Genomic DNA, 23,708 nt, shown 5'->3' with positions numbered 1-23,708 from the left:
AAAAGGGATGAATCCAGCAGCGGATTCATCCCTTTCATTGCGGTGCATCAACAGATCGAGTGATCAGCCGAACATGGCGAACCCATCAACCGTCGCCGGCAGGTCGTAGACCTGGCCGTCGGCAGTCTGCAGGTGCTCGATGTTGTTGAACCCGGCATACCATCCCGCCAGTTTCACGCCGTTGTCCGGCACACCGCTGCTGCCGTCGTTGGCGCTGTGCAGGTAGGCGTCATCGCCGATGCGGGTGACGTTCAACTGGCTGGCGTTGGTGATGGTGTTGAGGATCAGGGTGTCGTTGAGATCCCAGCCCTCGTCCTGAATCGATACCAGCCCGGTGCTGTTCACGATGTAGATATCGTCACCCATACCGCCCAGTGCGGTGCCGCCAGTACCGGACTGCCCCGGAAGATTGAGGTTCAGCACGTCGTTGCCGCTGCCACCTGACAACAGATAACTGTTGCCGGTGCCGGTGAGCACGTCATGACCGTCATCACCAAGGGCACTGCCGTTGTGGACCGTGATGGTGTCATTGCCTCCGTCGCCGTGGGCCACTGTACCCAGGTCATTCACAGCGCTGACGATGACGTCATCACCCGAACCGCCAGACAGTGTGTCGGCCTGCGCGACATCACCGTCGAGACCGGATTTCAGTCCGCCGTAAAGGTGATCATTGCCATCGTTGCCACTGATCACATCATCGCCGTTGCCACCTTCCAGGATCGCGTCCTCGCGGCCGGCATCCATCACATCGTTGAAACGACTGCCTTGCAGACCTTCTACGTCGTAATACATATCCCCTTCGGCCGTACCGTTCTGGCCAATCCTCGACAGGTTGACCACCACACCCGTATCGCTGTCGTCATAGCTGACGATGTCCGTTCCCGCGCCGCCGACGAACACATCCCGTCCGGCGCCACCGTAGAACAGGTCATCGCCGCTGCCGCCGAAGATGTAGTTGTCGGAATCATTGCCATAACCGGTGAAATCGGCTGTACCGGTGTAGGTCATTTTCTCGATGAACGGGTCCATCTTCATGACCGACAGGCTGGTGTACAGCTCGTCAAACCCCATGCCTGAGTCTGTCTCGACGATGGTCACACCCTCGCTGTTGATCGTATAGACGTCACTGCCCCAGCCACCTTCGAAGGTCACGCCGCCCGAGTTGGCAGTGAAGTGATCGTCCAGGTTAGTCCCGACAACCTTTTCCACATTGATCAAGGTGTCGCCCTCGGCGTAGCCGCCAGAACCGAAGCCCTCGCCATCACGAAACTCGATGCTGACCGCATCGTTGGAACGGCTGTAATCGACGGCGTCAAAGCCATCGGCACCGTCCATGACCATTGCGCTTGCGCCGGCGAAGATCACATCGTTGAAATTCGAACCCCGCACGGCCTCGATGCTCGAGTAGGTATCGCCGAATGCAATGCCGGTGGCGCCCCACATGCTCGAGAGCTCGATACTGACGCCTTCAAGGCTGTCGGTATAGCTGACTGTGTCGAAGCCCTCACCGCCAATGAACTGATCGCCACCGTCGCCACCCCACAGCACGTCATTGCCTGCACCGGCGACAATCACGTTCGCCTCGGCATTGCCGTAGCCCTTGAAGTCGCCGGTGCCGGTGAAGATCATTTTGTCCAGGAACGGATCCATCCTCTGGGTGTTGACGCTGGTGCGCAGCTCGTCGTAACCGCCGCGTTCCGCTTCGACGATGGTCACACCTTCGCTACCGACGATGTACACGTCATCTCCGTTATCACCTTCCAGCGTGATACCGCTGACCGAACTGACCAAGGTGTCATTGTCAAAGCTGCCGATGACTTTTTCGATGCCGACCAGGGTATCGACGGAGCCGTCCGCCTTGGTGACAGTGGCCAGCCCCTCGCGGAAATCGACGCTGACGCCGTTCGGCATCATCTGATAACTCACTGAATCGAACCCCTCCCCGCCATCCAGCAGATCGGACCCCGTGGTACCCCAGATCTGATCATCCGACTCCAGTCCGTAGAGTTCGTCATTGCCTTCATTGCCGCCCATGACATCGGCTTCACTCGTTCCATAAATCACTGACATTTGCTTCTTCCTTGCTTGGTTGAAACCAGGTTGGTCCTTCAGCTGCCAAGCGCACACCTGCGGCCGCATTGCGATTGCAGGTGTGCGATTCAGTGGTCAGCCAAACATCGCGAATGCATCACTGTTGGCCGGCAGATTGATGGTCTGATTATCGGCCGTCACGATCTGCTCGATAGTGTCGGAACCGGCAAACCAATCCTTCAGGCGCACGCCCTCATCCGGCGTCTGTCCGGCTGAAACGCTGTAACGGTGCAGGTAGAGGTCGTCACCGACACGGTCGACTTGCAGTTCCGAAGCGCGAATGTACGACAGCACAATCTTGTCGCCACGGCTGGTACCGTCGTCCTGAATGTTGACCAATGCCGAAGTGTCGATGGTGTAGATATCGTCACCTTCACCACCGAAGGCCGAACCGACGGACTGCAATACCAGATTATCCTTGCCCACGCCGCCAAACAGCGAGAAGCCCAGGCCGGTACCGATCAGCTTGTCATTGCCTTCACCACCATCAGCGATGCCATGAGTTACGGTGATGGTGTCATCGCCCGCTTCGCCATACGCACGGCTGCCAGTGTCGTTGGATGCGGTGAGAATCGTGTCGTTGTCATTGCCGCCATAGAGCGCATCAGCCTCAGCCCCTGCATTGGGTGCCGAACTGGCTAACGGCCCGGCCAGGGAAACCAGGCCTCCATAAATGAAGTCGGCCCCGTCGCCGCCATAAATCACGTCGTTGCCTGTGCTGCCCTCAAGAAAATCGACTGCCGAACTTCCGGTCAGCGTATCGTCGAATTGGCTGCCGATCACTCGCTCGATATTGAGCAGCACATCACCTTGAGCATCGGCGCCTTCGTTGACGTTGGTCTGCAGATTGATGTTCACAGCGGCCTTGCTGTTGATGTACCAGGCAGTGTCATGCCCTTCACGCCCATCGATCAGGTCCGCACCGGAGCCACCAATGAAGTTGTCACCGAATGCGGTTCCGGACAGGGTGTCGTTGAAGCTGCTGCCCTGGAAAAACTCGATTCCGGTGTAGGTATCGCCGGCCGCGTCACCCGCATTGACCTTAGTTTTCAAATCAATGGTCACGGCGCTATCGGATTGTTCATAGCTGACCATGTCCGCACCCACTAACCCGTCAAAAGCCATGGCCGCGCCGTCGGCGATGAAAATGTCACCGGCTATCGTGCCGGTCAAAGCCTCGATACTGGTGTAGGTATCCCCTGCTGCGATCCCTGTGTGAACCCCGGTTTTCAGGTTGATGGTGACGCCAATAGTCGTGTCGCCGTAGCCGACAGTGTCAAAACCGGCACCACCGATGAACCGGTCGGCACCCGCGCCGCCATACAGGATGTCGTTGCCATTGCCCCCTGTAATGATGTTGTCGATGGCGTTGCCCCAACCGGTGAATGACCCGGTGCCGGTATAGGTCAGACGCTCGACGTTGGCGCCCAGGTAGATCTGGCCGAAGTTGCTGCGTACTTCATCGTTACCGCCACCCGCCTGTTCGATGACCGTGCCGCCACTGCCGTTGAGAACGTAGACATCATCCCCCGCTCCCCCCTCGAACGTCGCAGTGGCCGAATCGAGATTGAAGGTGTCGTTGAACGCCGTGCCGATCACCTTTTCAATGCCGATCAGGGTGTCACCCTGAGCGTCGCCGCCAATGCCCGCGAGACCGACAGCATTAGCTCTGATATCGACATTGATCGCCTCGACAGACGTCGAGTAATCCACCACGTCAGCCGTTCCCGCACCGCCGTCAAATGCAAACACCCGACTGTCGGCGATGAAGGTATCGTTGAAGCCCGAGCCGAGGATTCGCTCAATGCCGGTGTAGGTATCGCCCGCTGCGATGCCGCTGTTGACACCGGTTTTCAAATTGATGCTGACGCCAACAGTACTGTCGCCGTAGCTGGCGGTATCTATGCCGGCGCCACCAATAAATTGATCGGCACCTGCGCCGCCATACAACAGGTCATTGCCGGCACCACCGGTAATAATGTTGTCGCTGGCATTGCCCCAGCCGATGAATGAAGCGTTGCCGGTATAGGTCAGACGCTCGACGTTGGCGCCCAGGTAGATCTGGCCGAAGTTGCTGCGTACTTCATCGTTACCGCCACCCGCCTGTTCGATGACCGTGCCGCCACTGCTGTTGAGAACGTAGACATCATCCCCCGCTCCCCCCTCGAACGCCGCAGTGGCCGAATCGAGATTGAAGGTGTCGTTGAACGCCGTGCCGATCACCTTTTCAATGCCGCTCAGGGTGTCACCCTGAGCGTCGCCGCCAATGCCCGCGAGACCGACAGCATTAGCTCGGATATCGACATTGATCGCCTCGACAGACGTCGAGTAATCCACCACGTCAGCCGTTCCCGCACCGCCGTCAAATGCAAACACCCGACTGTCGGCGATGAAGGTATCGTTGAAGCCCGAGCCGAGGATTCGCTCAATGCCGGTGTAGGTATCGCCCGCCGCGATGCCACTGTTGACCCCGGTCTTGAAATTCAAGGTGACACCGACAGTGCTGTCGGCATAGCCAGCCGTGTCGATACCCCCACCACCGATGAACTGGTCGGCACCCGCGCCGCCATACAGGGTGTCATTGCCAATGCCCCCCGTAATGACGTTGTCGCTGGCGTTGCCCCAACCGGTGAATGCCGCGTTACCGGTATAGGTCAGGCGCTCGACGTTGGCGCTCAGGTAAATCTGGGCGAAGTTGCTGCGTACTTCATCGTTACCGCCACCCGTCTGTTCGATGACCGTGCCGCCACTGCCGTTGAGAACGTAGACATCATCCCCCGCTCCACCCTCGAACGTCGCAGTGGCCGAATCGAGATTGAAGGTGTCGTTGAACGCCGTGCCGATCACCTTTTCAATGCCGAACAGGGTGTCACCCTGAGCGTCGCCGCCAATGCCCGCGAGACCGACAGCGTTATAGCGGATGTCGACATTGATCGCCTCGGTGGATGTCGAGTAATCCACCACATCCGCCACTCCGGCGCCGCCGTCAAAGGCAAATACCCGGCTATCGGCGACGAATGTATCGTTGCCGTTCGAGCCGAGGATTCGTTCAATGCCGGTGTAGGTATCCCCCGCCGCGATCCCGGAATTGACGCCGGTTTTCAGGTTGATGCTGACACCGACAGTGCTATCGGTATAGCCGACCGTGTCGATACCGGCACCACCGATAAACTGATCAGCACCCGCGCCGCCATACAGGAAGTCGTTGCCAACGCCTCCTGTAATGACGTTGTCGCTGGCATTGCCCCAACCGGTGAATGAACCGGTTCCGGTATAGGTCAGACGCTCGACGTTGGCGCTCAGGTAAATCTGGGCGAAGTTGCTGCGTACTTCATCGTTACCGCCACTCGACTGTTCGATAACCGTGCCGCCACTGCCGTTGAGAACGTAGACATCATCCCCCGCTCCGCCCTCGAACGTCGCGGTGGCCGTATCGAGATTGAAGGTGTCGTTGAACGCCGTGCCGATCACCTTTTCAATGCCGCTCAGGGTGTCACCCTGAGCGTCGCCGCCGATGCCCGCAAGACCGACAGCATTAGAGCGGATGTCGACGTTGATTCCATCAGCCGATGTGGAATAGTCCACCGTATCAGTCCCGGTACCGCCATCGATCTTGTCTGCTCCGGCACTTCCCCTGATCAGATCATTGCCGGCCAGGCCATTGATTTCATCATCCCCACTGGTACCGGTCAGCGTATCCGCGCCGTTTGTTCCGTTTATAACTGCCATTACTTCTTCCTTGCCTTGTTATGAACCGGCCCCTGCTTGCGTGGCGATCATCCCCCGTCAAGCACATTGATAAATCGAGAATACGTTGATATCGACAGGGAAAAACCAAAGCTTTAATCCGCGCGCAAATCCGTCGGCATTTAACGCAGACACGCATTTCACGGACAAAAAAAAGCGACCTTCAGGTCGCCTTTTTCCGGTAGCCGAACGCAGATCAATCCGCCAGCCAGCCATACTCCCAATACCGCAGGTTATCGCCACGCAACACGTAGTCACGCAGCACTACCTCACGCAACTCATCACCCATGCGGTAACTGGCATCCGGATCGGCCAGGTGCATCCGGATCGCTTGCAGCCACTCGTCCGTGCTGTTGGTCTTGATCCGGGTACACGGCAGATAACCACGGTAGGCCTCGGTGTCGGTGCAGATCACCGGATAGCCGCAGGCACCGTACTCCAACAGCCGCAAGTTGCTTTTGCAGTCATTGAACACGTGGAATTCCAGCGGCGCGAGGGCCAGGTCCAGGTTCAGGCTGGCCAGCTTCGCCGGGTAGACCTCCAGATCGATCACGCCGTGGAACTCATGCATGTACGGCAGCAGATCGTCCGGACACATGCCGAAGAAAACCCAGTCGACTTCGTTGGCCAGTTCGCGCACCACATCGGCGATCACCGCCAGATCACCGTGGTGACTGGTCCCGCCGCCCCAACCGACCCGTGGTTTCTTCGAGGTGCGGCGTTGACTGCGCAAGTGGCTCCACAAGTCCTTGGACAGCATGTTCGGTACGACACGAATGTCGTGGTGCATGTCGGACAGCACGTTAGCCAGGGGCTGGGTCGATACGACCACACGATCACACAGACCGATGGCACGTCGCACCATACGCTCCATGTCCTGCTTGCTCGGCATGTTGCGGATGTGCGCATTGCGATGGGGAACGTCGATGACGTAGTCATCGAGCTCAAAGATGCGCCGCGCATTGAAGTATTTTTTCAGAGGCGGGATTTCATCGATGGCGTGTTCCGAATAGCGCCCTTGCAGCACGATCACATCAGGCGACTGGCGCTCGATATCAATGATCGACGGCAAACCGTAGCAAATGCGCCCCTCGACTCTGTTAGCCGCCTGCAACTCGATCATCGGCTGACTCATGCGGTAATGGCCGATGGCCGAGGCGTTGATCGGCACCACCAGCACATTCGGCAACTGCGCTTTGGAAAAGGCACTCCAACCGGTTCGCAGGCCAGGCTCAAGACTGAAGTTGGTGGCACCGACACCCTGCAGAGTCAGGTTAATGTTGTAGGCCGGATCGCGGGCGATGGTTGGCAACCAGCGCTGGTAGAAGGTTTCCCTTTCCTCGGCGAACAGCGCTTCGTCTTCAGTCGTCGCCGCGGCGCTCGGGCGTGCGCCCACTGCGAGCATGGCGTGGGGATTCAATACCACCAGGTAGCCTTCGCGGCCGACCCGCAAACACAGATCCACGACGTTCAACGTCTGCTTCAGATCCTGTTCGTCGAGCCCACCGGCAACCTCGAAGACCGACTTGCGAATCATCAGGCAATCGCCGCCAACCGCGCTCAGGTCATGCACCGCTTGCAGGCGGAACATGTACCCGTCCGACTGCACGGGCTGGCCATAGAACGGCAGACCGACCGGGCCGTTCAAACCGAGAATCAGCCCCGCGTGCAGCACACCACCGTCCGGGTTGAACAGCTTCGCACCGACTACGCCGACTTCCGGGCGTTGCGCATGATTGAGCAGTTCGTCGAGCCAGTCGGCCTGAGTGATCACCGCAAAAGCATTGAGCAGCAACACATACTCGCCACGCGCATGGCTGACCGCAAAGTTGTGCGCGGCCGCCGCATTACCCTTTTGCGGATAGCTCAGCACACGAATTCGCTCGCTGCCCAGTTGCGCCATGCCGTCCAGCCACACCCGCGCCTCGGCGCTTTCGCTGCCGTTGTCGACCAACAGTAATTCGTACTCGGTGTAAGCGGTCTTTTCCAGCAGCGTTTCAACACAGCGCTGCAGTGCAGCCGTCTGGTCTTGAGTGACAATCACCACCGACACCAGCGGTCGTCGCGCATGCTGATAATCCACGCGGTTGAGCAGTTCGCTGCCGCCACGGCGGATGTCATGGGCAATCCCCAGGCGTTGCAGATGCGCTTCGAGAATCCGCGGGCTTTGCGCCACGACACCGGGCTCGGTCAGCCACTGGGAGAGATCGAATTTGGACTCGAGCAACACTTCGGCGATGTGTCCCACGACGTGCAAGCCGTCGTTCTCGACCATCCGCCACAGCGCATCATGCGGTGCCAGTTCGGCAAACGTCGGCGCAAAGCCGCCGAGCGCCAGAAATCGCTCGCGCTTGAATGCCAGGGCGCGCCCGACATAGGGATAACTGCGCATCAGGTCGAGGTTGAAATCCGGTTTGAACGCAGGCTCTGCCGACTCGCCGCTGCGCAGGCTGCCTTCGTCGCTGTACAGACATGTCAGGGTTGGGGTGTGCGCGATCCGGTCGGCCATGACCAGCAACGCCGGCGCCACCAGGCGATCGCCTGGCTGCAACAGATAGAACCAGTCGGCCCCTTCGAGCTGCGGCAGCAACGTATTAATCTGCTCCAGCCCGTCATCCTGCAACGGCATGTGGAACACGCGCCCATCAAGGCGCGCCTCGGCACACGAAACGGACAGGACCAGGATCAGCTCTGGCGGATAATCCTGCGCGGCGAGCGCCTCCAATGTGCGCTCCAGGCCATCGCGACTGCCCTGCCCGTCAATGATGATCGGCACGATGCGCGGCTGGCAGGGCCAACTGGCAAGCGTTTCCGGCAACCAGTGGCGTTGCTGCTCGGTGAGCACCCGACATGCCAGCCACTGCGCGTACAGTTCGCCGAAGCTGAAGCTGTTGACGCCGACTCCCCACTCCTGACGGCTCTGCTTGGTACCCAGGGTTCGACTCAGGGGCAACTCTTGCCAGACCCGGGGCAACTCATCAGCGCGGGACAACGGAACATAACGCACCCATCCCGGCGCAGGCGCCGATTCACCGCTGCGCGCCTTGAGCATTTGCGAAATCCACTCGCGCTCGACTTGCGCAGCATCCTTCATCGGTTGCTGTGCACTCAGACGCTCCGGGTAGAGGCGTTCGGCACTGAGTACGCTGTTGGACACCGCCAGATTGCCGCGCCGCAGCAGGCAGACATACAGGGCAAAATCCAGCGTTGCGACGAAGCAGGCGCCGTCCTCGGTCAATGCCGGCAACAGCTCGACGACGTCGGCACGACGCATCAGCGCATTGCTGAAGCCACCGAGCACGTTGACCGGGAATTTTTCAAAGATGCCCAGTACGTCGTCGCCCTTGAGCAAGCCACTGACTGGCGACAACGGCGTGTTTTCGATGCGCGCCGGCAGAATGATGTCGTTTGCGTCCCAGAGCAGCCGTTGCGCCACCACCAGGCTGACTTCTGCACGCTGCATTTCATGGGCCTGCTGCTCGATGCACGCGGAATAGAGCAGATCGTCATCGCACAGAAACTTGATGTACTCGCCCTGCGCCTGCTCGAGACAAGCCTTGAGGTTGTCGACCAGCCCCAACGTTCGTGGATTGCGCACGTAACGCACGGCGACGCCGGACTGCTCGACTACCGCCGCAACGATGGCTTCAATCTCGCTGCCGCGGCTGTCGTCGCAAACGATGATTTCGAGTTGGCCATAAGTCTGGCTCACCGCACTGTTCAAGGTCCGCTCGAAGAAGCGCGGATTGAAGGCGGGAATGACCAGACTGACGAGAGGGAGTGGATTCACGGCGGGCTCACAGGCGGTACGAGCCCGCTCGGTAAAGCGAGCCCATGAAACCGCAAAAAAACATTAACTGAAGGACGAGACAAACGGGCGCCTGCGCGCCCGTCCAACGTCAGATCTTGTTGAACAGACCCAACTGACTGATCTTGCTGAACGCCAGTTGCGAGGCTTGCAGCATGGTCTGCTGCAACGTCAGGCGGGTCATCACCTCGGCCGGATCCGAATCACGGATCGAACCCTGGGTCGTGGTGTTGGCCTGGATCAGGCTCTGGTTGGTGGTGTTCTGGTCATCCAGCGATTGCCCGCGAGCACCGATCGAGGTCACCGCAGCGCCAATCTGGTTGGACGCGCTGTCGATGTTGCCCAGCGCCGCCTCCATGGCCCCCTGGAATTTCTGTTTGACCACCGGATCACCGTCGACCGGCAGGTTCAGCGCCGTGACCATCTGGCCCAGGGTGTCGAGCACGTTCTGGGTCTGGTGGTTGTTGGACTGGATCGAGAATTGATCGCCCGCGCCCGGCGTACCGCCAATGGCGAAGGTCACACCGGCGGCCGTGGCGTTGCTGCCGACCATGGTGCCCGACGACACCGGTTTGCTGTCAGCGGTCACAGGGGCCGCGTACAGGTCGAAATCGGTGGCGCTGGTGAACTTCAGCACCGCGCCGCCGCCCGACGGGAAGGCCGCGCTGTACGCCGCCTGGTTGGTCACGCTGGAGCCGGTGATGACCGCCGTCGACGGGTTGCCCGGGCTGCGCGCGGTAGTGAACGAATCAGGCGTGGCCGACAGCTGGAAGCTGTGACCGGCGATGACCGCATCCGGGTTGGTGTCGCCGGCCTTGAGGTTGATGTTCAACTTCATGTCGACGCCACGGAAGCTGACGGTCTGGTTGGCACCATTGCTGTTGCTGATCAGGCCGTTCTGGCTGGCCTCGGACGTCACGTCGTTGCCCAGGGCATCGGTGATTTTCAACTGCGTGCTGCTGATGAAATCCACGGTGTATGGCTGGCCCGCCGTGAACTTGGCGTTGTAGGTCGCTGCGGTGCCGACCGTACCGTTGGACAGCACCACACGACCGTCATCCACCGCCGGAGCGGTCATGGTGGTCTGGGTGCGGCTGGTGTTGATGGTCTGCTGGAAGGCGTCCCAACCGGTGGTATTGGTCGCGACCGACATACCGTCGCCAATGCCCAGGTTGATCTGGGTCTGGTCACCGTTATAGGTGTAGGTGCCGTCGACGTTTTGCGAGTACGGCGCGGTATCGGTCTTGGAACCGGAGAACAGGTAGTTGCCGTTGGCATCCTTGGAGTTCATCAGGCCCAGCACTTGTTGCTGGATCTGGCTCAGTTCCGCCGCGTACGCCTTGCGGTTGTCGTCGGTGGCGATACCGTTGTTGGCGGCCAGGCCGATTTCCTTGGCGCGCTGCAGAGCCGTGGTGATGGAGTTCAACGTCGACTCCTGCACGGTCAGCGAGCTCTTGGTGGTGTCGATGTTGCCCTGATACTGGTCGAGCATCGCACTTTGCTGACCCAGCTTGAGCAGGCGACCGGCGCCGATCGGATCGTCGGCAGCGGTGTTGATGCGCTGCAGGCTGCTCGCTTCGTTGGCGGTCGCGACCGTCTTGCTGTAGTTGCGCTGATATTGAGCAGCTTGCGTCGCGTAATACTGGGCGGTGGAAATGCGCATGAATTACGACTCCTTAAAGACTGTTGATCAGCGTGGCGAAGGTTTCCTGCGCAGCTTTGATGATCTGCGAAGACGCTGTGTAGTACTGCTGATACTTGACCAGGTTGCCGGTCTCTTCATCGAGGTTGACCTGGGACAGCGAATCACGCGCGCCCTTGGCCTGATCGAGGATCACCGAGGTGGCTTCATTGTCGGACTTGCTCTGCGCAGCCTTGGTACCGACGTTGGTCACCAGTTTGTTGTAGGCGTCGGTCAGGCTGATGCCCTTGCTGCCGCTGCCGGTGTCCACGGTCTGCTTGGTCTGCAGGCCAACCAGTGTCTGTGCGTTGCGGTTATCCGAAGACGCCGCGCCGGTCAGGTTGATGGTGAAGGTTTCGCCGGACTTCGGCGTCGCGCCCACGGTGGTCTGTACGGTGAAGGTCTTCTGCACGTTCGGCGTGACCGTGGTGTCCATCACCGGAGCACCGGTGGAGTCGACCATGCCGACCTTGAGGTTCAAGGTGTTGGCCTGCCCCGGCACGATGGTGCCCGAACCGATGGTGTTGCCCTTGGCGTCAACCATGTTGTACGACTGGCTGCCGCTGGCGACCGCACCAAACACCAATTTGACCGGCGTCGAATATTTGAGCGCATTCTGCAACTCGGTCTGCGACGCCGGGTTGTAGATGTTGAACGAATCGGTCAGCGTCGGCTGGGTGTAGGTACCGGAGTTGTTGGCACTGGCCACGCCGGTCAGCGGTGCTGCCGCAGCGATTTTCTTCGGATCGGTCAGTACCGTCTGAATAGTGCTTGCCGCGTTACGGGTCGGTGTCACCTTGAAGGTGTCGCCAGCGCTCAGGGCGCCGCCGTTGAGGGCCAGGGTGAAGCCGTCGATCACCGGCGGTGGCGTGGTCGTGGTGCTGAACGAGCCCATGTCGGTGCCATCGGAGCGCTTGACCGAATAGTTGGTGGCGCTGGTGAAGGTCACCTGGTAATCGCTGGTGGTCAGCTTGCCGGTGTCCTTGATGGTGACATCGAGGTTGCCCGAGCCGGCGCTATTGGTCGACTGCGCAATGCTGCGCTGGCTGACCAGCGCGGCACTGTTGATGTTGTTGAAGATCGCGGCGCCGAAGTCACCGTTCTTGTCGATGCCCTGGGCTTGCTGGCTGTTGACCTGATCGGCCACCACCAGCGCGACACGCCCCAACTCATTGAGCGAAGGGTCGAGCACTTCTTTGCGATAGGTCAGCAGGCCACCGATTTCGCCACCGCTCATGGCCGACGTGATGTCGATCACGCTTGAGCCGCGGTCCAGCTGAATCGCCATGCGCGTCGGATCGTCCTTGCTCGGCACGGTGCTCAGGGTGTTGGTGGTGTTGCCGATCACCAGCGGCTGGCCGGTGCCGATGTACACGTCAAAACTGGTGCCACGCTCGACGACCTGTGCACCGGTCAGCTCGGAGAGCTGACGCACCGCTTCGTTACGGCTGTCGAGCAGATCGTTCGGCTGGCCGCCGCTGGTGGAAATCTCGCCGATCTTCTGGTTCAGGTTGGCAATCGAAGTCGCCAGCTTGTTGACCTGGGACGTCATGTCGCCCAGGTTGCCATTGATCGTGGTGTTCTGATCGTTCAGCTGTTTGGCCAGCGCATTGAAACGGCTGGTCAGGGCCTGCGCACCGGTCAGCACCGACTGACGGGAGGTGTCATCAGTGGCAGAAGTCGCCACGCCCTGCATCGAAGTAAAGAACTTCTGCAGCACACCGGTCAGGCCGGTGTTGGTATCGGACATCGAGGCATCCAGCGCAGTGGCCTGGGCACCGTACGCAGCCGCTTCGCTATTGAGCGAGGTGGCGGTATGCAGCTGGTTTTCGAGGTAAGAGTTGTAGACCCGGCGCACATCGGCCAGGGTCGTCCCCGTACCGATGAAGACGTTGCCGAACTGCTGCGAGGACTTGGTGCTCTGCACGGTTTGCTGGCGTGAATAACCGGCGGTGTCGACGTTGGCAATGTTGTTACCTGTGGTCGCGAGAGAGGAAGAACTCGCGGACAACCCCGACATCCCGATATTGAGCAAACTCATGATTCAAACCTTACCGTGTGTTTATAGAGGCGTCGTTGAAACGCCGGCCGCAGCGTAGTTTTCGAAACTGTTCATCTGCTTGGCTATCTGCGAAATCTTCGTCGCGTAGTTCGGGTCGGTCGCGTAACCGGCCTTTTGCAACTCGCGTACAAACTGTTCTGGGTTATCGGCCGACTTCACCACATCTTGATAGCGATTGTTGGTCTGCAGCAAAGTCACCAGATCGTGGAAACTGTCCTTGTACGAGGCATAGGAACGGAACTGCGCCGTCTCCTTGACCATCTGCCCGTTGCGGAACTCGCTGGTGATTGCCCGGGCCGAATCGCCGGTCCAGTTGCTGCTGGCCTTGATGCCGAACAGGTTGTGACTGCTGCTGCCATCCTGGGCACGCATGACCGATTTGCCCCAGCCGGTTTCCAGTGCGGCTTGCGCCACCAGATAACGCGGATCGACGCCAATACGCGCGGCGGCTTCTTTGGCCATCGGCAGCATGGTGTTGACGAATTCGTCGGCGGAGCTGAAGGCGCGCTTGGCCGGCGCCAGCGGAATCTGCGCCATCGCCCGACCGTAAATCTGCATCTGCCCGCCGGACGCCTTGGCGTCTTCGGCACGGCTCAGCCAGTCGCCGTTGTACAGCGGGCCGGCGCCGGTGGCGGCCGTGGTCACGGCACGTTGTGGCAAGGCATTGGTGGCGGTCGGCGTGGCGGACGGCACCAGACCGGCGAGCAAACGATCGGCCAGTTTCGGCGGCAATGCCAGACGACGCTTGTTGATCATTGCCATATCATTGCTGTGCGAGGCTTCGGTATTGGCGACACGCCCAGAACGCGAGGCCCACAACGGACGCTCACCATTGAGCCGTGACAACGGTCCATTGGTGGCGGCGGCAATCGGGGTCTGCACCGCAGCGGCTTTTGCTGCCTCCTGCTTGGCGGCGGACGCGGCTGCAGCCTCACCCGGTGCCAGCGGTTTATTCCTCGACATCTGCTTCATCAGCACGTCGGCCAGACCGATACCGCCGCCCTCGCGGGACAGCGACACCGCCAGTTGCTGATCGTACATTTCCTGATATTGCTTGGCCGCCGGGGTGTTCATCGGGTTGTCTTTACCCAACGCCTCGGTGGCCGAACGCATCGACTTGAGCATTTCGCCAAGGAACAGCGATTCGAATTCCTGCGCCACTTTGCGCATGTTCGCATCGCTGTTCTTGTCGCCGACCTTGAGCTGGTTCAGACGATTGAGGTCGGAGTACGACCCCGAATCGCCCGTGCCCACCAGACTGCCTTTGCGCATATCCATGGTCGGCGTCCTCAGATCACGATCAGGTCGGCTTGCAACGCGCCGGCCTGCTTCAGTGCTTCGAGAATGGCCATCAGGTCACCCGGTGCCGCGCCAACCTGGTTCACCGCCCGCACGATCTCGTCGAGGGTGGTGCCCGGGCCGAACTTGAACATCGGCTTGGCTTCCTGCTGAGCATTGACCCGCGAACGTGGCACGACGGCCGTCTGCCCATTGGACAGCGGGCCCGGCTGGCTGACGATCGGGTCTTCGGTGATGGTCACGGTCAGACTGCCGTGGGTCACGGCGGCCGGCGAGACTTTCACGTTCTGGCCGATGACGATGGTGCCGGTGCGCGAGTTGATGATGACTTTCGCCACCGCCTGACCCGGATCGACTTCAAGGTTTTCGAGGATCGACAGATAGTCGACGCGCTGGCTCGGATCGAGCGGCGCCGTCACACGGATCGAGCCGCCGTCGATGGCTTGCGCCACGCCAGGGCCGAGCATGTCGTTGATCTTGTCGACGATACGCTTGGCCGTGGTGAAGTCGGAACGGTTGAGGTTCAGCGTCAGGCTGTTGCCCTGGTTGAAACCGCTCGGTACCGAACGCTCCACCGAAGCACCACCCGGAATACGACCGGCCGACGGAACGTTGACGGTGATCTTCGAACCGTCGCGACCTTCGGCATCGAAACCACCGACCACCAGGTTGCCCTGAGCGATGGCGTAGACGTTGCCGTCGATACCCTTGAGCGGGGTCAGCAACAGAGTGCCGCCGCGCAGGCTCTTGGAGTTACCGATCGAAGAAACGGTAATGTCGACCTGCTGACCCGGTTTGGCGAACGCCGGCAGATCGGCACTCACCGACACCGCTGCGACGTTTTTCAACTGCACGTTGCCCGATCCCGGCGGCACCTTGATGCCGAACTGCGACAGCATGTTGTTGAAGGTCTGTAGAGTGAACGGGGTCTGCGTCGTCTGGTCACCGGTGCCGTTAAGCCCGACCACCAGGCCGTAACCGATCAACTGGTTGGAACGCACGCCGGAAATGCTGGCGATATCTTTCAGCCGCTCGGCGTGGGCACCAAAGGCTGCGGACAACAGGGCCGCAGCCAGCATGAGGCTCTTGAAATTCAAAGTCGCCACCTAGAAAGGGAACAGCGGGCTGAGGAAGAAACGGTCGAACCAGCCTGGCTGACTCGCATCGGCAAACGAACCGGTGCCCGAGTAGGTGATGCGCGCATCGGCGACACGGGTCGACGACACGGTGTTGTCGGTGGCGATGTCATCGGCACGCACCAGACCTGCGATCCGCACCAACTCGTCGCCGGTGTTGAGGGTCATCCACTTCTCGCCGCGCACGGCGATGATGCCGTTGGGCAACACGTCGGCCACGGTCACGGTGATCGAACCGGTCAGGGTGTTGCCCTGCGCCGCCTTGCTGTCGCCCTTGGTCGCGCGGTCGCCGCTGTAGCCGACGTCGAGGCTCAGGTCATTGCCACCCAACGGGTTGTTGGTGGTGCCACTGCCGCCAAACAGCGAAGTCAGGCCGATGCCGGTCTTGCTGTTCTTGGCCACCTGGGAGTTGGCGTTCTTGCTCGCCTGAGTCTTCTCGTTCAGGGTGATGGTGATGATGTCACCGACCCGGAATGCCTTGCGGTCGCTGTACAGGTTCTGCTCGAAGCCGGCCTGATAGATCGAGCCGTTATTGGCCGCAGACGGCAATGGCGTGCGTGGCAACACCGGAGCGTAATAAGGGTCATTGGGCTTGGGCGTCGGTGCGACGCAGCCCGCGAGCGAGACGACCCCACCCAATGCCAGAACAGATACGAAGCGTTTCATGACCCTACCTCACGGTGTTGCTGGCGACCTCAGGCCGCCCCATAGACTTGATTACAGATTCTGCGTTACGAACGAGAGCATCTGGTCGGCGGTGGAGATCACCTTGGAGTTCATCTCGTAAGCGCGCTGAGTGGTGATCATGTTGACCATCTCTTCAACGGTGCTGACGTTGGAACCTTCCAGGGTGTTCTGCAGTGTGGTACCGAAACCGTTCAGGCCCGGGGTGCCGATTTGCGGCGCGCCGGAAGCAGCGGTTTCCAGGAACAGGTTGTTGCCCACTGCCTGCAGACCGGCCGGGTTGATGAAGTCGGCGGTTTGCAGGTTGCCGATCACCTGAGCGGCCGGGTTGCCTGGCACTGTGATCGACACGGTGCCGTCGGTGCCGACGGTGAAGCTCTGCGCGTTGTTCGGGATGACGATGGCCGGCTCCAGGGCGAAACCGCTGGCGTTGACGATCTGGCCGTTGGAGTCGAGGTGGAAAGTACCGTCACGGGTATAGGACGTGGTGCCGTCCGGCTGCAGGATCTGGAAGAAACCGCGACCGTCGATGGCCATGTCCAGCGGCTGCTCGGTGGTTTGCAGGCTGCCGGCGGTGAAGTTTTTCTGCGTGCCGACGATGCGCACACCGGTACCCAGTTGCAGACCCGACGGCAGTTCGCTGTCCTGGGTCGACTGGGCGCCTGGCTGACGCTTGATCTGGTACAGCAGGTCCTGGAACTCGGCACGGTCACGTTTGAAACCCGTGGTCGAGACGTTCGCCAGGTTGTTGGAAATGGTGGTCAGGTTGGTGTCCTGGGCGGACAGACCGGTTTTGGCAACCCATAGAGCCGGAAGCATTCGATTCTCCTCGTGCGCCTGTTTTACGGCGCGACGTTCTGATAATTAGCTGATCTGCAAGACCCGAGCCATGGCCTGGTCGTCGTCTTTGGCGGTGTTCATCATCTTGACGTGCAACTCGAACTGCTTGGCCAGGGCCAGCACCGAGGTCATTTCTTCCACGGCGTTGACGTTGCTCGACTCAAGGAAACCCGACACCAGTTTGACGTTGGCATCGGCCGGCGCCGGCTGGCCATCCTTGGTGTAGATCGAACCGTCGAGGCCCTTGTTGAGGTTCTTGATGTCCGGGTTGACCAGTTTGATCCGGTCGACTTCCGCCATGACGCGCGGGCCTTCGCCCATCGCACGAATACTGATGGTGCCGTCTTCACCGACTTCGACCTGCTGCTCCGGCGGCACGGCGATCGGACCGCCATTGCCGAGTACCGGCATGCCGTTGCCGGCGCGCAATACGCCGAGGGCGTCGATGTTCAGGCTGCCGGTGCGCACGTAGCTTTCGCCACCGTTAGGGTTCTGCACGGCAATAAAACCGTTGCCGGTCACGGCGACGTCGAGGTCACGCCCGGTCTGCACCAGCGAACCGGCGGTGAAGTCGGTGGCGGGCCGTTCGCTCATGGCAAACGCACGCGCCGGAAAGCTGTCACCGAACACCGGCATCGAACGCGCCTGCTCCAGATCGCGCTGAAAACCATTGGTGGAGATGTTCGCCAGGTTGTTGGCATGTGCCTTTTGCGCCAGTGCGTTCTGACTGGCGCCGGTCATTGCCACATAAAGGTACTTGTCCACACTCTTTCCTCTGCATGCCGGACGTTTGCCGCCCACCGCTGTACTGCTGAGCCATAAGCAATTTGCAGACCAACTTTTTTCTGGCGGCTTGCGGCCCGGTAAACAAAGGACTTGCGGGGTTTTGCGGGGAAATTGGAAATGTATCGAAGTCGAAAAACCGGCGGTGTTATGCCGCTGGGCGGCAATCCCGATTGTTGCAGATGGAAAAAGAACCTGTGGTGAGGGGATTTATCCCCGATGGGCTGCGCAGCAGCCCCCCAATCCATACATGGTGGTGTAACAGATGAACCGCATTCGCTGGTTTGGGGCGGCTTCGCCACCCTTCGGGGATGAATCCCCTCACCACAAAAGCTCTTTTCACCACAGTGTTGCTGTTAACTCTCGGGGTCTTTACCAACTTCGTATTGGCGGAGCTTATTAGCGATGGTGGTATGCGAAACCCCCAACCGCTTACCCAGTTGCCGACTGCTCGGGTGTTCGGAGTACAGCCGCTCCAGTACGGCTTTCTCAAAACGCCCGACGATCTCGTCCAACCCACCCTCCAGCGAGAAATCGCCAAGCGGCTGACGCACGCCGTAATCCGGCAGGCGAATGTGTTCGACCTTGACCGTGCCACCCTCGCACAGTGAAACCGCTTGAAACAGCACGTTCTCCAGCTGCCGCACGTTGCCCGGCCAGTGATAATGACTGAGGCGATCCATCGCCGCCGGCGCCAGTTTCGGCAGCGAGCAACCGATCTGGCGGCTGGCCTGATCGAGGAAGTGCTCGACCAGCGGGGTCAAACCGTCGAGGCATTCGCGCAGTGGCGGGATGTGCAGCGACAACACGTTCAAGCGGTGATACAGATCCTGACGAAACTCGCCGCGCGCGCACAACTCAGACAAGTCGACCTGAGTGGCGCAGATCACCCGCACATCCAGATACACCTCTTCATCACTGCCGACCCGGCGGAAACAGCCGTCCTGCAGAAAGCGCAGCAACTTCACTTGCAAGCGCGGGCTCATTTCACCGACGCCATCGAGGAACAGCGTACCGCCCGCCGTCAGTTCCAGCAGGCCGAGCTTGCCTTCGGCGCGCGCGCCCTCAAAGGCACCGGGGCCGTAGCCGAACAGTTCGGTCTCGGCCATCGACTCCGGCAGCCCTGCGCAATTGAGCGCCATCAGCGGCGACTGTCCACGCGGACTGGCGAGGTGACAGGCACGGGCAAGCAATTCTTTGCCGGTGCCGGTTTCGCCTTCGATCAATAGCGGCGCATCCAGCGGCGCCATGCGCCGCGCTTCACGCACGACAGCGGCCATCACTTTCGAGCTCTGGAAGATACTGTCGAAGCCACGCAATTCCTGTTTGCGCACGTTATAGATGCGCTCACCGACGCGGTCGGCGCGGTGCAAGGTCAGTACCGCACCGGCCATGGCTTCGCTATCGTCGTGCTCCGATTGCAGCGGCGCGATGTCGGCGAGAAAGATGTCGCCCTTGACCTTGACGCGCATGCCGTTGATTCGCGACTTGTTGGCGCGCACCAGTTCCGGCAAATCGAAATCCTCGGCATAGCGCGACAGCGGAATCCCCGGCACTTCATCCACGCGCACTCCGAGCAACTGCGCCGCCGCGCGGTTGGCCGCAACGATCGAGCCGCCCATGTCGATCGACAGCACCGGGAATTCCAGCGCGCCAAGCAACGCGTTCAACTCCATGTGCCGACGCTCGCTGGGCATCAGCCCGACGCGTTTGACGCCGAACACCCCGGCAATCGCCTCGAACTTCGGTCGCAGCGCCTGAAACTGGATGTTGATCAGATTCGGGCAGTGCAGGTAGATCGCGTTGCCGTGCTCGCCGCCGACCTCGCCGCGTGCAACGTTGATCCCGTACTCCACCAGCAGGTTGAGGATGTCGCGCAGGATGCCGATGCGGTTTTGGCAGTGGACTTTGATACGCATATAAAGAGGCCCGACAAGGATGAGGGGTTGAACACAATCCCTGTGGGAGCGGGCTTGCTCGCGAAGACGGTGTGTCAGTCGCCATTCATTCAGCTGACACACCGCTTTCGCGAGCAAGCCCGCTCCCACAAGAGATTTGCGCTGCGGTTTTGCCTGACTTTTCTGTCGAGGCGCGCAGATAGTTGTCAAGATTATGTGACAGCCACAGCCCTTTTCAAACCTGCAAATCACCGCAAACGCGAGATACCGGCCAAAGCGTAACGATTTCTTTACGAAATATGGCGATTGTTCCTATAAGGAACTCGTTCAACCTGCTGCATCACGCCGCACTCTCGGGTAATTCTCAGTCCATCGCTGGACATAACAAGAACGAATTCCCCTAGCAGGAGAGCAGTATGAAGCAGACGCAATACGTGGCCCGCGAGCCCGATGCGCAAGGTTTTATCGACTACCCCGCCGAAGAGCATGCGGTGTGGAACACGCTGATCACCCGCCAGCTGAAAGTGATCGAGGGTCGCGCGTGCCAGGAGTACCTGGACGGTATCGAAAAACTCGGTCTGCCCCACGACCGCATTCCGCAGCTGGGCGAGATCAACAAGGTGCTCGGTGAGACCACCGGTTGGCAGGTTGCCCGCGTCCCGGCACTGATCCCCTTCCAGACCTTCTTCGAATTGCTCGCCAGCAAACAGTTTCCGGTGGCCACGTTCATTCGTACCCGCGAAGAACTGGACTACCTGCAAGAGCCGGACATTTTTCACGAGATCTTCGGCCACTGCCCGCTGCTGACCAACCCATGGTTCGCCGAATTCACCCACACCTACGGCAAACTCGGCCTGCAGGCCACCAAGGAAGAACGCGTGTATCTGGCGCGCCTGTACTGGATGACCATCGAGTTCGGTCTGGTCGACACCCCGCAAGGCAAACGCATCTACGGCGGCGGCATCCTGTCCTCGCCAAAAGAAACCGTTTACTCGCTGTCGGATGAACCCGAGCATCAGGCCTTCGATCCGCTGGAAGCCATGCGCACACCGTATCGCATCGACATCCTGCAGCCGCTGTACTTTGTCCTGCCGAACCTCAAGCGCCTGTTCGACGTTGCCCATGAAGACATCATGGCCATGGTTCGCCAAGGCATGAAGCTGGGTTTGCACGCTCCGAAGTTTCCGCCAAAACCGAAAGCCGCGTGATCCGCGACTTTTGCTGAGAATTGAGTCTGTCAGTCGCCGTCACTTTGGTTTAGCGTGACGGCATTGACGGGCCGATAGTTTCTATAAAAAAAACACACTCGATTTCAGGAATCACACCATGTCCACTTTGAACCAAGCCCACTGCGAAGCCTGCCGTGCCGATGCGCCACAAGTCAGCGACGAAGAACTGCCGATCCTGATCAAGCAGATCCCTGACTGGAACATCGAAGTACGCGACAACATCATGCAGTTGGAGAAAGTTTTCCTGTTCAAGAACTTCAAGCATGCGCTGGCGTTCACCAACGCCGTCGGCGAGATCTCCGAGGCCGAAGGTCACCACCCGGGCCTGCTGACCGAGTGGGGCAAAGTCACCGTGACCTGGTGGAGCCACTCGATCAAGGGCCTGCACCGCAACGACTTCATCATGGCCGCGCGCACTGACGAAGTGGCCAAGACCGCAGAAGGACGCAAGTAATGCACTTTGACGCCATCGGCCGGGTACCCGGCGACCCGATCCTCGGTTTGATGGAGGCCTATGCGCAGGACAGTAACCCGCGCAAGTTCGACCTCGGCGTTGGCGTCTACAAGGATGCCCAGGGCCTGACGCCGATCCCCGAAGCGGTGAAAATCGCCGAGGCGCGACTGGTCGAAAGCCAGGACACCAAGACCTACATCGGTGGTCACGGCAATCCGCTGTTCGGCAAAGTCATCAATGAACTGGTGCTTGGCGCCGACTCGAAGCTGATCGCCGAACAGCGCGCCGGCGCCACCCAGACTCCTGGCGGCACCGGTGCCCTGCGTCTGGCGGCCGACTTCATCGCCCAGTGCCTGCCGGGCAAAGGCGTGTGGCTGAGCAACCCGACCTGGCCGATCCACGAAACTATCTTTGCTGCGGCCGGGGTCAAGGTCAGTCACTACCCGTACGTGGGCAGCGACAACCGCCTCGACGTCGATGCGATGCTCGCCGCACTCAACGAAGTGCCGCAAGGCGACGTGGTGCTGCTGCATGCCTGCTGCCACAACCCGACCGGTTTCGACCTGAACCATGACGACTGGCAGCGTGTGCTCGACGTCGTGCGCCGCCGTGACCTGCTGCCGCTGATCGACTTTGCCTACCAGGGCTTTGGCGACGGACTGGAGCAGGACGCGTGGTCGACCCGACTGTTCGCCGCCGAGGTGCCTGAGCTGCTGATCACCAGCTCCTGCTCGAAGAACTTCGGCCTGTACCGCGACCGTACCGGCGCGCTGATCGTCTGCGCGAAAACCGCCGACAAGCTGATCGACATCCGCAGCCAACTGGCCAACATCGCCCGCAACCTGTGGTCGACGCCACCGGATCACGGCGCGGCCGTGGTGGCGACCATCCTCGCCGACCCGGAGCTGAAAGCGCGCTGGGCCGATGAAGTGGAAGCCATGCGCTTGCGCATCGCCCAATTGCGCAGCGGTCTGGTCGAAGCACTGGAACCACACGGTCTGCGCGAGCGCTTTGCGCACATTGGCGTGCAACGCGGAATGTTCTCCTACACCGGGCTGTCACCGGAGCAGGTCAAACAACTGCGTGAGCAGCACAGCGTGTACATGGTCAGCTCGGGTCGGGCCAACGTCGCCGGGATCGACGCCACGCGCCTGGCATTGCTGGCCGAGGCCATCGCCAACGCCTGCAAATAACCCCGCGCCCCCCCCCTTGTAGGAGTGAGCCCTGTGGTGAGGGGATTTATCCCCGATAGGCAGCGAAGCGGCCCCAACACTGCAATCGCGAAATGTCTGACATGGCGCGTGCAATTGTTTTACGACTGCTTCGCAGCCGATCGGGGATAAATCCCCTCGCCACAGGTTCATTCACACCCACACTTGGAATACGCCCCCCCTGCGGCCATCTGTCGCATTATTTTCAATTAAAAGTCTGATTGTCATTTTTCCTGCTGTATCCTGCGCAGGCTTTCAAGAAGCGCGGATCTACCAGATCTATCAACAGACTTAGCGAGGAGCGCAACCATGCACGAGATTCCTAATCTCCCCTTCCCAAGCCTGCACGTACCTGAGCAGACGACCACGCAACAAGCCGGTGCCCAACAGCCCGAGCCGAAAGAAGCCGTTGAGAGCCGCCAGGCCGACAGCGAAGAGTAAAACCCCGCCGTACAGACCGTGTGGAAAGCGCTAAGATGCGCTTTCCACACTGCCTGAAACCGAGCCCGCCATGACCGACGAATTCTCTGAAAGCCAAGCTGCCGTCCTGATCGGCGCCACCGAGAAAATGATCGAGATCTGGAACCGTCTCTCCCCGGAAAAACAGGCCGCCCTGCTCGCCCGTTTCGGCAGCGAAGAAAACGCCCTCGCCGCCCTCGTCACCACGCAACTGGTCGCCCCGGCCAAACCGTGATTCCACCCTCCCGGCAAATAGTTTTACTTTTCCCCGCCCCTGACGCGTGCGCGCCGGTATCATAAGCAGCCTATCTAATCCTGCTTTGCCG

Annotated in this window: 16 protein-coding genes; 5 read left to right on the top strand and 11 right to left on the bottom strand. The window is 60.2% G+C overall.

Annotated elements, in window-relative coordinates:
* Positions 1-63: 63 nt before the first annotated feature.
* From E4T63_RS07775 to E4T63_RS07725, 11 genes are all read right to left on the bottom strand, one after another.
* Positions 64-2,070, bottom strand: coding sequence for a calcium-binding protein (locus E4T63_RS07775; RefSeq protein ID WP_135295209.1), 2,007 nt, complete (start codon positions 2,068-2,070; stop codon positions 64-66).
* A 96-nt stretch (positions 2,071-2,166) separates the two neighbouring features.
* Positions 2,167-5,820: a beta strand repeat-containing protein gene (locus E4T63_RS07770; RefSeq protein WP_135295208.1), complete on the bottom strand. Its 3,654-nt coding sequence runs from the start codon at positions 5,818-5,820 to the stop codon at positions 2,167-2,169.
* Positions 5,821-6,034: 214 nt separating this feature from the next.
* Positions 6,035-9,628, bottom strand: a complete 3,594-nt coding sequence (locus tag E4T63_RS07765) for a glycosyltransferase (RefSeq protein WP_098967809.1) — start codon at positions 9,626-9,628, stop codon at positions 6,035-6,037.
* 109 nt (positions 9,629-9,737) lie between these two features.
* Complete coding sequence (locus E4T63_RS07760) at positions 9,738-11,309, bottom strand: flagellar hook-associated protein 3 (RefSeq protein ID WP_135295207.1); 1,572 nt, start codon at positions 11,307-11,309, stop codon at positions 9,738-9,740.
* 13 nt (positions 11,310-11,322) lie between these two features.
* On the bottom strand, positions 11,323-13,368 hold the full coding sequence (flgK, locus tag E4T63_RS07755; RefSeq protein WP_135295206.1) for a flagellar hook-associated protein FlgK: 2,046 nt from the start codon (positions 13,366-13,368) through the stop codon (positions 11,323-11,325).
* A gap of 21 nt (positions 13,369-13,389) precedes the next feature.
* Positions 13,390-14,667, bottom strand: a complete 1,278-nt coding sequence (gene flgJ / locus E4T63_RS07750) for a flagellar assembly peptidoglycan hydrolase FlgJ (protein ID WP_135295205.1) — start codon at positions 14,665-14,667, stop codon at positions 13,390-13,392.
* An 11-nt stretch (positions 14,668-14,678) separates the two neighbouring features.
* The gene (locus E4T63_RS07745; RefSeq protein WP_161794916.1) at positions 14,679-15,767 is read right to left on the bottom strand and encodes a flagellar basal body P-ring protein FlgI; all 1,089 of its coding nucleotides are present in this window, start codon (positions 15,765-15,767) and stop codon (positions 14,679-14,681) included.
* Between the two features lie 27 nt (positions 15,768-15,794).
* Positions 15,795-16,490, bottom strand: a complete 696-nt coding sequence (flgH, locus tag E4T63_RS07740) for a flagellar basal body L-ring protein FlgH (RefSeq protein ID WP_027613958.1) — start codon at positions 16,488-16,490, stop codon at positions 15,795-15,797.
* 51 nt (positions 16,491-16,541) lie between these two features.
* Positions 16,542-17,327 (bottom strand): flagellar basal-body rod protein FlgG, encoded by a 786-nt coding sequence (flgG, locus tag E4T63_RS07735; protein WP_003222804.1) that lies wholly within the window; start codon positions 17,325-17,327, stop codon positions 16,542-16,544.
* A gap of 45 nt (positions 17,328-17,372) precedes the next feature.
* A complete protein-coding gene (locus E4T63_RS07730) occupies positions 17,373-18,113 on the bottom strand; it encodes a flagellar basal body rod protein FlgF (RefSeq protein ID WP_007965507.1) in 741 nt (246 codons plus the stop codon).
* 374 nt (positions 18,114-18,487) lie between these two features.
* On the bottom strand, positions 18,488-20,050 hold the full coding sequence (locus E4T63_RS07725; protein WP_096796287.1) for a sigma-54-dependent transcriptional regulator: 1,563 nt from the start codon (positions 20,048-20,050) through the stop codon (positions 18,488-18,490).
* A 395-nt stretch (positions 20,051-20,445) separates the two neighbouring features.
* Here E4T63_RS07725 and phhA point away from each other — a divergent pair, with 395 nt between their 5' ends.
* From phhA to E4T63_RS07705, 5 genes are all read left to right on the top strand, one after another.
* Positions 20,446-21,237, top strand: a complete 792-nt coding sequence (gene phhA, locus E4T63_RS07720; protein WP_135295204.1) for a phenylalanine 4-monooxygenase — start codon at positions 20,446-20,448, stop codon at positions 21,235-21,237.
* A 118-nt stretch (positions 21,238-21,355) separates the two neighbouring features.
* The gene (locus tag E4T63_RS07715; RefSeq protein WP_064586543.1) at positions 21,356-21,712 is read left to right on the top strand and encodes a 4a-hydroxytetrahydrobiopterin dehydratase; all 357 of its coding nucleotides are present in this window, start codon (positions 21,356-21,358) and stop codon (positions 21,710-21,712) included.
* Positions 21,712-22,905, top strand: a complete 1,194-nt coding sequence (locus tag E4T63_RS07710) for an amino acid aminotransferase (protein WP_135295203.1) — start codon at positions 21,712-21,714, stop codon at positions 22,903-22,905. Before E4T63_RS07715 ends, E4T63_RS07710 begins: the two co-directional genes overlap by 1 nt.
* 327 nt (positions 22,906-23,232) lie before the next feature.
* Entirely contained in the window at positions 23,233-23,364 is a 132-nt protein-coding gene (locus tag E4T63_RS28805; RefSeq protein WP_256214475.1) for a hypothetical protein, read from the top strand.
* Positions 23,365-23,434: 70 nt separating this feature from the next.
* Positions 23,435-23,617, top strand: coding sequence for a hypothetical protein (locus E4T63_RS07705; RefSeq protein WP_003222790.1), 183 nt, complete (start codon positions 23,435-23,437; stop codon positions 23,615-23,617).
* Positions 23,618-23,708 lie beyond the last annotated feature (91 nt).

This window comes from Pseudomonas fluorescens (assembly GCF_004683905.1).
Classification (GTDB): domain Bacteria; phylum Pseudomonadota; class Gammaproteobacteria; order Pseudomonadales; family Pseudomonadaceae; genus Aquipseudomonas; species Aquipseudomonas putida_A.
This window is presented reverse-complemented; position numbering and strand designations above follow the sequence as displayed.